The following is a 12127-nucleotide window of genomic DNA, read 5'->3' as shown; positions in this document are numbered from 1 at the left end:
TGACCATCCACGCCACCACCGCCCACGGCGACATCACCGCCCGCAGCCTGTGAGCCAGCCCGTCCTCGACGGCGGCGGTCCGCCCGGCTCCCCCCGGTCGGCCTCGAAGGCCGACGGCGACCCGCGGTAACGGCGAGGGGAACGCGGGACACCTCCCGCGAGGCGCGACGGCCCGCCGAGGGCCCGGGCGCGGGAGACGACTCAGGGCCGGCGGCTGAATGCCGCCGGCCCTGATAGCCGTTTCGGAGTCTCACCGGCTCCGGCCTGCGCTTACAGCACCGGCAGGTTCTTCCGCAGCTCGAAGGCCGTGACCTCGGAGCGGTACTCCTCCCACTCCTGCTTCTTGTTGCGCAGGAAGAAGTCGAAGACGTGCTCGCCCAGCGTCTCCGCCACCAGCTCGCTCTTCTCCATCAGCGCGATCGCCTCGCCCAGGTTCTGCGGCAGCGGCTCGATCCCCATCGCGCGGCGCTCCGCGTCCGAGAGGGCCCAGACGTCGTCGTCGGCGCCGGCCGGGAGTTCGTACCCCTCCTCGATGCCCTTGAGGCCCGCCGCGAGGAGGACCGCGTAGGTCAGGTAGGGGTTGGCGCCGGAGTCGATGGAGCGGACCTCGACACGCGAGGAGCCCGTCTTGCCGGGCTTGTACATCGGGACGCGGATCAGGGCCGAACGGTTGTTGTGGCCCCAGCAGATGTACGAAGGGGCCTCGCCGCCCGCACCCGCGCTGCGGGCCGAACCGCCCCAGATGCGCTTGTAGGAGTTCACCCACTGGTTGGTGACCGCCGAGATCTCGGCGGCGTGGCGGAGCAGGCCGGCGATGAAGGACCGGCCCACCTTGGAGAGCTGGTACTCAGCGCCCGACTCGTAGAACGCGTTGCGGTCGCCCTCGAAGAGCGAGAGGTGGGTGTGCATGCCCGAGCCCGGGTACTCCGAGAACGGCTTCGGCATGAACGTCGCCTGCACACCCTGCTCCAGCGCGACCTGCTTCATGACCAGGCGGAAGGTCATGATGTTGTCCGCCGTGGAGAGCGCGTCGGCGTAGCGCAGGTCGATCTCCTGCTGGCCCGGAGCACCCTCGTGGTGGGAGAACTCCACCGAGATGCCCATGGACTCCAGCATCGTGATCGCCTGGCGGCGGAAGTCCATCCCCACGTTCTGCGGGGTGTGGTCGAAGTAGCCGGAGTTGTCGGCCGGGGTCGGCTTCGAGCCGTCCAGCGGCTTGTTCTTCAGCAGGAAGAACTCGATCTCCGGGTGGGTGTAGAAGGTGAAGCCCAGGTCCGAGGTCTTCGCCAGGATGCGCTTCAGCACGAAGCGCGGGTCCGCGAAGGACGGCGAACCGTCCGGCATCAGGATGTCGCAGAACATCCGGGCCGTGCCCGGGGCCTCCGCGCGCCAGGGCAGGATCTGGAAGGTGCCCGGATCCGGCTTGGCGATCATGTCCGATTCGTATACACGGGCGAAGCCCTCGATCGCCGAGCCGTCGAAGCCGATGCCCTCGTCGAAGGCCTGCTCAAGCTCGGCGGGTGCCACGGCCACCGACTTCAGGAAGCCCAGCACGTCGGTGAACCACAGCCGCACGAACCGGATGTCACGCTCCTCGAGCGTCCGGAGCACGAATTCCTGCTGCTTGTCCATTTCCACACCCATCTTTGCTGGTCAGGCCGCCTGTTCCCACCGCCTCGGGCACATCGGGGGGCACCTGAGCATCCCACCACATGGTTTCGCGCACGTTGCATACCCATAGTGCCTGGTCGCTGTGACGCAGGTAACGGGGGACCGGCCGATTCCGCGTGCCAGCCCGCCCGCCTCCGCCATCGATCGGTACCCCGTCCGGCCCACGGACGGCCTTCTCCCACTACGATCTCCGCCCATGGGGGCCCCGCGGCTCGTACGGCCGCCTCGGCACGCGCGTCCCACGGCACTGGTGAGTGCCGTGGCGACGCTCCTCGCCGCGCTCTTCGTCTGCGCGGGCACCACCGACGCCCCGGCGCACCACGCCGGGGAACGCCGGGTGACGCTCGCCGTCCCGGCCCACCATCCCGGTGAGGCACGGGTGGCGCTCGGCGCCCGGGCCGACGAGTACGTCTGCCCGTACGACCGCGGCGACTGCTCCCTCTTCCCCTCGCTGAGCCCGGCGGTGCTCACCGCGCCGCCGCTCGACCCGCCGCCGCACGCGGAGGGCCGTCTCCCGCGCCTCGACACGCCGCACCACCCCGGCCGGGCGCCCCGCTCCGGCGCGCAGCCCCGCGCGCCGGACCTGCACGTCCTTCAAGTCCTGCGGACGTAGCGGCCGGATCTGCCTCACCGCTCTTCCCGTACGCCACGTCACGTCACGACCCCCCTCACCGAAGAAGGACGACATCACCATGGCCGCCAACCGCTCCTCCACCGCCGACCGCCGCGCCCGAATAGAGGAGATGCGCCGCACCGAGCAGGCCCGCGAGCGCCGCAACCGCTTCCTCACGATCGGCGTCGCCGGCGTCGTCGTGCTGGGCCTCGTGGGCTTCGGTGCCTACGTGCTCAACGAGGAGTCCGAGAAGAAGGAGCAGAAGGAGGCCGTCGCCAAGGCTCCCATCAAGGACGAGAAGTCCTGGGACGCCAAGAAGCTCGGCCGCAACCACGTCACCACGGCCGTCACGTACCCGATGAAGCCCCCGGTCGGCGGTGACCACGACCAGGTCTGGCAGAACTGCGACGGCGACGTCTACAAGGCGCCGATCGCCGAGGTGAACGCGGTGCACGCGCTGGAGCACGGCGCCGTCTGGGTCACGTACAACAAGAAGGCCGCCGAGGCCGACGTGAAGAAGCTGTCCGACAAGGTCGGGAAGACCCCGTACTCCCTGATGAGCCCGGTCGACGACCAGGCCGGCGCCATCATGCTGAGCGCGTGGGGGAAGCAGGTGACGGTGGACAGCGCGAGCGACCCGCGCGTGGACGCCTTCTTCACGAAGTACGTGCAGGGCCCGCAGACCCCGGAGCCGGGCGCCGCCTGCACCGGCGGGATCGGCCAGTGAGCGGCGTCCGGCCCACCCGTACGCAGTGGGCGGCGATCACCGCCGTCGTCCTCGCGCTGCTCTTCGCCGGGGGCGCGGTCACGGTCGCCTCCGCGCAGCGCGAGGAGGCGCCGAGCACGCCCGCGTCCCACTCGGCGGACGCGGGCTTCGCCCGTGACATGTCGGTCCACCACCAGCAGGCCGTCGAGATGTCGTTCATCGTCCGGGACCGTACGACGGACGAGGAGGTGCGCCGGCTGGCCTACGACATCGCCAACACCCAGGCCAACCAGCGCGGCATGATGCTGGGCTGGCTGGACATGTGGGCCCTGCCGAAGGTCGAGTCGGGCACCGAGCCGATGGCCTGGATGGACATGGGCGGGCACGGCCACGCCGGTCCGTCCGACGGGGCGCTGATGCCGGGCATGGCGACCAGGACCGAGCTGGACCGGCTGCGGAAGGCCGACGGCAAGGCGGCCGAGATCCTCTACCTCCAGCTGATGACCGACCACCACGTGGGCGGGGTCCACATGGCCCGGGGCTGTGTGGAGAAGTGTTCGGTGGAGGTCGAGCGGAACCTCGCGCAGGGCATGGTCGACGCCCAGGAGTCGGAGATCTCCCTCATGGCGCACCTGCTGGCGAAGCGGGGCGCCAAGCCGCGCGCCTGACGCCCGCGGCCCGCACCGCACGACGGCCCCCACGCCCCTCACCGGTCGCGGGGGCCGTCGCGTACGCGGAGAATGGTGGGGGCTCGGGGACGTAGGCACGACGACGTTCTACGGAGGTACGCACCCCATGACCACGGCGAAGGACATCATGCATTCCGGGGCCACCTGGATCCCCCGGCACGAGACGCTCGACCGCGCGGCGCAGATGATGCGCGACCTGAACGTCGGCGCGCTGCCGATCGCCGACGAGGACGAGCGGCTCTGCGGCATCATCACGGACCGTGACATCGTGGTCGGCTGTGTGGCCGCGGGCCACGACCCGTCGAAGATCACCTGTGGCGAGATGGCGCACGGCACCCCCCGCTGGATCGACGCCGGCTCGGACGTGAGCGAGGTCCTCGACGAGATGACGGGCCACCAGATCAAGCGGCTCCCCGTCATCGAGAACAAGCGCCTGGTCGGGATGATCAGCGAGGCCGATCTGGCGCAGCACCTCGACGACGAGCAGATCAAGGAGTTCTGTACGCGCGTCTACGCCACATCCTGACCGAGCGTCAGCACCGCCCGCGCGACGGCGTCGGGGCGGTCCAGCATCATCAGATGGCCCGACGGCTCGACCGCCTCGTAGCGGGCGCCGAGCCGCCGGGCCAGTGCGCGCTGGCGGCCCGCCCAGCGCGCCGAGCCGTCGGGGGCGGCGAGGACGGTGACGGGGACGCCGGCGGGCATCGGGAAGCGCTCGCGCAGGGCGAGGAGTTCGGCGGCGACCGCGCGGTAGTGGGTGTTCTCCAGGAGCGCTCCCCGAAGGACGCGCGAGGTGCCGTAGACACGGCGCAGGAGCGCCGCGGGCGCCGGGTCCCCGCCCGAGGCGCGGGAGAGGCGGACGGTGGCGCGGCGGACGGCGGGCCCAGCGGCGGCCGGGGCGCCGACGGCGCCGACCAGGGCTCCGAGCCCGCGCGCGGCGGCGGTGCGCAGGGCGGGGGCCGCGGGCGTGCGGGCATGCTCCTCGACGGACGAGTCGACCAGGACGACCCCGGCGGCGCGGTCGGGGTACAGCCGGGCGAACGCCTCCGCGTGGAATCCGGCGATGGAGTGCCCGACGACGACGGCCGGGCCCGGCAGGCCCAGGGCGTCCAGGAGGGCCGCGACGCGGTGGGCCTCCCCCGCGGCGTCCGGGGCCACCGCGGCCGGGGCGGAGAGGCCGTGTCCCGGCCGGTCGAAGCGGACCACCGTGCGGTGCGGGGTGAGCAGCGGGACGACCGGGTCCCAGTCGAACCAGCTCATGGCGAGGCCGGCGCTGAGGACGCAGACGGGCCCGGAACCCTCGACGACGACGTGGTGGGCCACGCCGCCGATCCGTACGAACACGCTCAAGAACGCTCCCTGCCACGAGTCGGCGAGTAGTCCCGCCAGCCTGCCACGCGGCGGACCGGCCGCCGCCGCCGGGAGGCCCTGCGGGCCCTGCCCCAGGACATCGCGTCGCTTTGACGATTACACTGGGCGGGTGCCTCAACTACGCCTCGCTCTGAATCAGATCGACTCGACCGTCGGCGATCTCGCCGCGAACGCCGAGGCGGTCGTCCACTGGACCCGGCACTCCGCCGCGCAGGGCGCGCATCTGGTCGCGTTCCCCGAGATGGTGCTGACCGGCTACCCCGTCGAGGACCTCGCGCTGCGGTCGTCCTTCGTGGAGGCGTCACGGACCGCCCTGCGGGCGCTCGCGCGACGGCTCGACGACGAGGGCTTCGGGGATCTTCCCGTGATCGTCGGCTATCTCGACCGCTCCGAGCGGGCGCAGCCGAAGTACGGCCAGCCCGCCGGGGCCCCGCAGAACGCCGCCGCGGTCCTGCACCGGGGCGAGGTGGTGCTGTCCTTCGCCAAGCACCACCTGCCCAACTACGGCGTCTTCGACGAGTTCCGCTACTTCGTGCCCGGCGACACGATGCCCGTCCTGCGGGTCCACGGGATCGACGTGGCGCTCGCGATCTGCGAGGACCTGTGGCAGGAGGGCGGCCGGGTCCCGGCGGCCCGCAGTGCGCGCGCCGGCCTCCTGGTGTCCGTCAACGCCTCGCCGTACGAGCGGAACAAGGACGACACCCGCCTCGAACTGGTCCGCAAGCGCGCCCGGGAGGCGGGCTGCGTCACGGCGTATCTCGCGATGATGGGCGGCCAGGACGACCTCGTCTTCGACGGTGACTCGATCGTCGTCGACGCGAGCGGCGAGGTCGTCGCCCGTGCCCCGCAGTTCTCCGAGGGCAGCGTGATCCTCGACCTCGACCTGCCGGCCGCGGCGGCGGACGCACCGACCGGTGTGGTGGACGACGGGCTGCGGATCGACCGCGTGGTCCTCTCCGAGGACCCGCTGCCGGCGTACGAGCCGGAGCTGACGGGCGGTTACGCCAACCGGCTCGACGACGACGAGGAGATCTACTCGGCGCTGGTCGTCGGCCTGCGGGCGTACGTCGCGAAGAACGGCTTCCGTTCCGTCCTGATCGGCCTGTCGGGCGGGATCGACTCGGCGCTCGTCGCCGCCATCGCCTGCGACGCGGTCGGGGCCGCGAACGTCCACGGCGTCTCCATGCCGTCGAAGTACTCCTCGGACCACTCGCGGAGCGACGCGGCCGAGCTGGCACGCCGCACGGGGCTCGACTTCCGCACGGTGCCGATCGAGCCGATGTTCGACGCGTACATGGGATCGCTCGGTCTCACCGGCCTCGCGGAGGAGAACCTCCAGTCCCGGCTGCGCGGCACGATGCTGATGGCCCTCTCCAACCAGGAGGGGCACATCGTCCTCGCACCGGGCAACAAGTCGGAGCTGGCGGTGGGCTATTCGACGCTGTACGGCGACTCGGTGGGCGCGTACGGCCCCATCAAGGACGTCTACAAGTCGACCGTGTTCCGGCTGGCGCGCTGGCGCAACCGTGCGGCGGAGGAGCGCGGGCTGACGCCGCCGATCCCGGAGAGTTCGATCTCCAAGCCGCCGAGCGCCGAGCTGCGGCCGGGGCAGGTCGACACGGACTCGCTGCCGGACTACGACGTCCTGGACCGGCTCCTCGAACTGTATGTCGACCGCGACCAGGGCAAGGACGCGATCGTCGCCGCGGGGTTCGACGAGGAGCTGGTGGCGCGGACGCTGCGGATGGTGGACGCCGCGGAGTACAAGCGGCGCCAGTACCCGCCGGGCACGAAGATCTCGGCGAAGGGCTTCGGCAAGGACCGCCGCCTGCCGATCACGAACCGCTGGCGGGAGTCGACGGCCCGCTGACCCGTTCGGGCGCGGCCGCCGGGGGGCTTCCCGCGACGACGCGGGAGGCCCCGTCGGCCGTACGGCCCGTCCGGTCCGCGACGCCCGCCACCGCGGCGATCGCGAGGCCCAGCACCGCCAGGCCCGCGCCCACCAGGGTCGGCGAGGTCCAGCCCCAGCCCGCGGCGACGGCCGCGCCGCCGGCCCAGGCTCCGCCCGCGTTGGCGAGGTTGAACGCGGAGTGGTTGGAGGCCGAGGCCAGGGTGGGCGCGTCCTTGGCCTTGTTCATGACCAGCATCTGGAGCGGGGTGGTGGTCATGAATCCGACGGCGCCGAGGACGACGACGGTCGCGAGCGCCAGCCACGGCACGTGGATCGTGAAGCGGAAGGCGACCAGGACCACGGCGAGGGCGCCGAGGGAGCCGTACAGGGTCGGCCGCAGCGCCCGGTCGGTCAGCGGGCCCGCGGCGAGCGCCCCGGCGGTCATGCCGATGCCGAAGAGGGCGAGGACGAGCGTGACGGAGGACTCGCCGAAGCCCATCACCTCGGTGGTCATCGAGGCGAGGTAGGAGTAGACGGCGAAGACGCCCGCGAAGCCGAAGACGGCGGTCAGCAGTCCGAGCAGCACCTGCGGACGGCGGAGCGCGCGCATCTCACGGCCGAGGCTCTGGTGGGACTCGACGGGGACGTACGGGACGAGCCGGGCGAGCGCCGCCATGGCCAGCAGGCCGATGACGGTCACGACGAGGAAGGTGGCGCGCCAGCCGAGGTGCTGGCCGAGCAGGGTCGCCGCCGGCACCCCGAGGATGTTGGCGACCGTCAGGCCGAGGAACATCGTGGCGACCGCGCGCGCCTGCCGGTCCTCGGGGACGAGGCGGGCGGCCACGACCGCGCCGACGCCGAAGAACGCCCCGTGGGGCAGGCCGGCGAGGACCCGGCCCGCGATCAGCCAGCCGAAGCCGGGCGCGAGCGCCGACGCCAGGTTGCCGACGACGAAGAGGGCCATCAGCAGGACCAGCATCCGCTTGCGCGGGACGCGGGAGCCGAGGGCGGTGAGCAGCGGGGCGCCGATGACGACCCCGATGGCATACGCGGAGACGAGGTGGCCGGCCGTGGGGACGGAGGTGCCGAGATCGCCGGCGACGTTGGGCAGCAGGCCCATCATCACGAACTCGGTGGTGCCGATGCCGAAGGCGGAGACGGCGAGCGCGAGCAGCGCCAGGGGCATGAGGAGAGCCTTTCCGGACGTTAGTTCTTCGTCGGAACAAATATGCTCACGTGGAATGTTCCCGTCGGCTTCGGCCGGATGAAGGCGAGGTTTCGGGCGGGCGGCCGCCCGTGCCGCCCGCCCGGCCGTACGGCCGTCGGCTGAGGTGCCGGGGCCCGCCCGGTGCCGGTCAGAGCCGGACGCGGGCGGCGATCGGGAGGTGGTCGCTCTTCGTCTGCGGGAGCGACCAGGAGGACACCGGTTCGAGGCCCTTCACCATGATCTGGTCGATCCGCGCCATCGGGAAGGACGCCGGCCAGCTGAAGCCGAAGCCGTCGCCCGAGGCGCCCTGGGTGGAGCGCATCTGGGACGTCACGGCGTTGAGCGAGCGGTCGTTCATGGTGCCGTTGAGGTCGCCGAGCAGCACGATCCGCTCGTTCGGCTCCCCGGCGATGGCCTCGCCCAGCGCGTCGGCGCTGTCGTCCCGCTGGTTGGCGGTGAACCCGGCGTTCAGCTTGACCCGTACCGACGGGAGGTGGGCGACGTACACCGCGATCTCGCCCTTGGGCGTGTCGACGGTGGAGCGCATGGCGCGGGTCCAGCCCATCTTGATGTCGACCTCGCGCGTGTCGCTCAGCGGATACGTGCTCCACAGCCCCACGGTGCCCTGCACGGAGTGGTACGGATAAGCGTCGGCCAGGCCCCGCTCGTACACCGGGACCATCTCGCCCTTGAGCTCCTCCAGGGCCACCACGTCGGCGCCGGACGCGGCGATCCGGCGGGCCGTGCCCTCGGGGTCGGGGTTGTCGGCGTTCACGTTGTGGGTGGCGACGGTGAGGTCGCCGCCCGCGGAGGACTTGTCGGTGACCAGCCCGCCGAAGAGATTGAGCCAGACCACGGCCGGGAGCAGCAGGGCGATCAGCGCGGTCGCCGAGCGCCGCAGCAGGGCCGGGACGAGCAGGACGGGCACGAGGAGGCCGAGCCACGGGAGGAAGGTCTCGGTGAGGCTGCCGAGGTTGCCGATCCGGTTGGGGATCTCGGCGTGGAAGATCATCAGGAACGTCAGCACGGCCGCGCAGACGGCGAGGAGGATGCCCCGGCGCCAGATGCCCCGGTCGCCCCGCCAGCGGTCGAACGCCGATCGGACCCGGGAGGCGGAGCGCTCGTCCCGTGCGCCGCCGTGCTCGGTCTCCGCCATGTCCACCCGCGCCATGTCCGCTGTCCTCACTGCCTTGCTGCCGTGCTGCCTTGCCGTCGTGCGTGGTGCGTCGTGCCACCTTCTCGGACCCGACGTCGACCCTAGGTGATGACGGGCCGGTCGCACTGCCCCGAGGGACGACGGAAGGCGCGCGGCGGGTTCCTGCGCGGGGCGCGTGCGCCGGGGCTGTGACAGAACGCGCACATTCGTGCGGGGTCGGTCAGGCCGTGGGGCGCACGCCCGCGAGGACGGCGTCGACGACCTCTTCCGGCAGGCCGGGGTCGAGCGCGGCGCCCGGCCGGATGACCGTGCGCAGCAGCAGCGGGCCGACGAAGAGGTCGTTGACCAGTTCGAGGTCGAGGTCGGCGCGGATCTCCCCGGTCTCCACCCCGCGTCGCAGCACGTCCAGGCCCATGCGGCGGCGCGGCTCGACGACCGTGTCGTGGTAGGCGTCCCAGAGCCGGGGATAGGACCGCATCTGCGAGAAGACGTTGTGCAGGAGGGCGGAGGTCCGCTTGGCGAGGCCGCGCCGCCGCAGCGACTCGAGCAGGGTGACGAGGTCGTCGCGGACGGAGGCGCCGGGCAGCTCGGGGTCCGGCGGCTCGACGGAGCGCAGGAGGTCGACGAAGAGTTCCTCCTTGCCGGGCCAGCGGCGGTAGATGGTCGCCTTGCCGACGCCTGCGCCGCGGGCGATCTTCTCGATCGAGAGATCGGCCAGCGGGATCCCGTCCTCGAGGAGCGTGATCGCCGCCGCGAAGACGGCCTGCTCGACCCCCTCGGTCCGCGGCCGGCCCCGACGCGGGGCGGACCCGGCGTCGGCCGCCGCGGCGGGGCCGGCGGGCGCGGGCGCGTCTTTGTGCGGGGTGCGCGCGGGGGCCGCAGGGGCGTCCGTGCGCGGCGCGGGCTCGCGGCCGTCGCGTGGGTCTGCCGGGACGCCGCCGTCATCCAGGGACACGTTCCGCTCCATCTCTCGCCGTCACCGCGGGTCACCTCGGTCTATCGCCGAGCCGATTCTCCCGTCCCGGCGGTGGGTCCCGGCACGGAGGGCCGCGCCGTGTCGCCGTCCGAGCCGTCCGAGCCGGCCGGACCGCCCGCCCCGGAGGCGGAGCCCGCCGCCGTGGCGCCGCCCGGCCCACCGGCGCCGCCCGCCGCCTCCGGCCCCTCGTCGCCACCGGCGCCGCCCGTCGGAGCGCGGCCCGGGAGAAACACCGCCACCACGACCGCGCCGATGAGGGCGACCGCCGCCGAGCCGATCGCCGTCATGTGCATCGCGTCGAGGAAGGCGTCGTACGCGGGCGCCACCAGGGACTCCCCGGAGGGGCCCAGCTTCTCGGCGACGCCGAGGGTCGCCTCGATCGACTCGCCCGCCGCCGCCCGCAGCGCCGGCGGCAGGCCGGTCAGATGGCCCTCGATCTCGCCCCGGTACGTCGTGGAGAGCACCGACCCCAGGACGGCGACGCCCAGCGCCCCGCCCACCTGCCGGAAGGTGTTGTTGATCGCCGAGCCGGACCCGGCCTTCTCCCTCGGCAGGGTCTGCATCACCGAGACCGTCACGGGCGGCATGATGTGGGCCATTCCGGCACCCTGGAGGAAGAAGACGATCTCCAGCACCCAGACGGGCGTCGACGCGTCGAAGAAGGTGAAGGCGGCCAGTCCCGCGGCGACGGCCACCATGCCCGCCGTGCACACCGCCTTCGCGCCGAAGCGTTCGACCACCAGCCGGGCGCGCGGCGCGAAGATCATCTGGGCGACGGCCAGCGGCAGGATGAGCAGGCCGGCCTGGAGCGCGCTGTAGCCGCGCACGCTCTGGAGGTAGAAGGCCGAGAAGAAGGTCACGCCCATGAGGGCGAAGAAGACCAGGGCGATCGCGGCGACGGCGGCGGAGAACGCCGGCTTCCGGAAGTACGCCATGTCGATCGCCGGGTGGTCGCTGCGCCGCTCGTACAGGACGAAGCCGACGAGGACCGCCAGGCCCGCGAGGAGCGGGGCGAGGACGGTGCCGTTGATGAAGTCCGCCAGCTCCCCACCGCGGATGATCCCGTACACGAGCAGGACGAGGCCGACCACCGAGAGCAGCACGCCCGGGACGTCGATCCGGCCCGGCTTCGGGTCCTTGGAGTCAGGAACCAGCCACATCATCAGCACCAGGGCGAGGATCACCACCGGGACGTTGACGAGGAAGATCGAGCCCCACCAGAAGTGCTCGAGAAGGACGCCGCCGGTGATCGGGCCGATCGCGATCGCCAGGCCGACGCTGCCGGCCCAGATGCCGATCGCCTTGGGCTGCTCGTCGCGCTCGAAGACGTTCATCAGGATCGCGAGCGTCGCCGGCATGACGAAGGCGGCGCCGAAGCCCATGACCGCGCGGTAGCCGATGAGCTCGGCGGGCGACCCGGAGACCGCGGCGAGCGCGGAGCCGATGCCGAAGACGGTGATCCCGAAGAGCAGGACTCTCTTGCGGCCCAGCCGGTCGCCGAGGAGGCCGGAGGTGAAGAGGAGACCGGCGAAGACCAGCGTGTAGGAGTTGATCGCCCACTCCAGCTCGCTCTGGGTGGCGCCGATGCCGGCCGGCGCGGGGGCCGCGATCGTCTTGACCGCGACGTTCAGGATCGAGTTGTCGAGGACGACGATCAGCAGGCTGAGCATCAGCACGCCGAGGATCGCCCACCGGCGGCGGTGGACGGCGTCGGGCACGCGGGACGGCGACGGGCGGGGCGACGGCGTGGTGGAGGAGGACGGCTGGGACATGCCACCAGCGTAACGAGATTTCGATACGAGACCGTCTCGTATAGGAATCCTTTGCTCTGCTTTGCGCCATCGTTG

At 72.2% G+C, this 12127-nt stretch carries 11 protein-coding genes; 5 read left to right on the top strand and 6 right to left on the bottom strand.

Annotated features, from left to right (window positions below; genetic code table 11):
• Window positions 1-270 precede the first annotated feature (270 nt).
• Window positions 271-1632 (bottom strand): glutamine synthetase family protein, encoded by a 1362-nt coding sequence (locus tag AB0K65_RS29635; RefSeq protein ID WP_365721882.1) that lies wholly within the window; start codon window positions 1630-1632, stop codon window positions 271-273.
• A 235-nt stretch (window positions 1633-1867) separates the two neighbouring features.
• Here AB0K65_RS29635 and AB0K65_RS29630 point away from each other — a divergent pair, with 235 nt between their 5' ends.
• The 4 genes from AB0K65_RS29630 (at window position 1868) to AB0K65_RS29615 (ending at window position 4205) form a co-directional block, all read left to right on the top strand.
• A complete protein-coding gene (locus tag AB0K65_RS29630; RefSeq protein ID WP_365721880.1) occupies window positions 1868-2284 on the top strand; it encodes a hypothetical protein in 417 nt (138 codons plus the stop codon).
• A 79-nt stretch (window positions 2285-2363) separates the two neighbouring features.
• A complete protein-coding gene (locus AB0K65_RS29625) occupies window positions 2364-3011 on the top strand; it encodes a DUF3105 domain-containing protein (RefSeq protein ID WP_365721878.1) in 648 nt (215 codons plus the stop codon).
• Window positions 3012-3046: 35 nt separating this feature from the next.
• On the top strand, window positions 3047-3658 hold the full coding sequence (locus tag AB0K65_RS29620; protein WP_365721888.1) for a DUF305 domain-containing protein: 612 nt from the start codon (window positions 3047-3049) through the stop codon (window positions 3656-3658).
• A 127-nt stretch (window positions 3659-3785) separates the two neighbouring features.
• Entirely contained in the window at window positions 3786-4205 is a 420-nt protein-coding gene (locus tag AB0K65_RS29615) for a CBS domain-containing protein (RefSeq protein ID WP_365721876.1), read from the top strand.
• Here the strand turns inward: AB0K65_RS29615 and AB0K65_RS29610 are convergent.
• Entirely contained in the window at window positions 4190-5029 is an 840-nt protein-coding gene (locus tag AB0K65_RS29610) for an alpha/beta hydrolase (RefSeq protein WP_365721874.1), read from the bottom strand. The two genes, AB0K65_RS29615 and AB0K65_RS29610, sit on opposite strands and share 16 nt — an antisense overlap.
• A gap of 130 nt (window positions 5030-5159) precedes the next feature.
• On the opposite strand from AB0K65_RS29610, the gene AB0K65_RS29605 reads away from it, so the two are divergent.
• Window positions 5160-6920 (top strand): NAD+ synthase, encoded by a 1761-nt coding sequence (locus tag AB0K65_RS29605; RefSeq protein WP_365721872.1) that lies wholly within the window; start codon window positions 5160-5162, stop codon window positions 6918-6920.
• On the opposite strand, the gene AB0K65_RS29600 is transcribed toward AB0K65_RS29605, so the two are convergent.
• From AB0K65_RS29600 to AB0K65_RS29585, 4 genes are all read right to left on the bottom strand, one after another.
• Window positions 6886-8127, bottom strand: a complete 1242-nt coding sequence (locus AB0K65_RS29600; RefSeq protein ID WP_365721870.1) for an MFS transporter — start codon at window positions 8125-8127, stop codon at window positions 6886-6888. The two genes, AB0K65_RS29605 and AB0K65_RS29600, sit on opposite strands and share 35 nt — an antisense overlap.
• Window positions 8128-8296: 169 nt before the next feature.
• A complete protein-coding gene (locus AB0K65_RS29595) occupies window positions 8297-9319 on the bottom strand; it encodes an endonuclease/exonuclease/phosphatase family protein (RefSeq protein WP_365721868.1) in 1023 nt (340 codons plus the stop codon).
• Between the two features lie 205 nt (window positions 9320-9524).
• Window positions 9525-10259, bottom strand: a complete 735-nt coding sequence (locus tag AB0K65_RS29590) for a TetR/AcrR family transcriptional regulator (protein WP_365721866.1) — start codon at window positions 10257-10259, stop codon at window positions 9525-9527.
• Window positions 10260-10300: 41 nt separating this feature from the next.
• On the bottom strand, window positions 10301-12052 hold the full coding sequence (locus AB0K65_RS29585) for an MFS transporter (protein ID WP_365721864.1): 1752 nt from the start codon (window positions 12050-12052) through the stop codon (window positions 10301-10303).
• Between the last annotated feature and the right edge of the window lie 75 nt (window positions 12053-12127).

The sequence above is a fragment of the Streptomyces sp. NPDC053755 genome (assembly GCF_040677675.1).
Taxonomy (GTDB): Bacteria; Actinomycetota; Actinomycetes; order Streptomycetales; family Streptomycetaceae; genus Streptomyces.
This window is presented reverse-complemented; position numbering and strand designations above follow the sequence as displayed.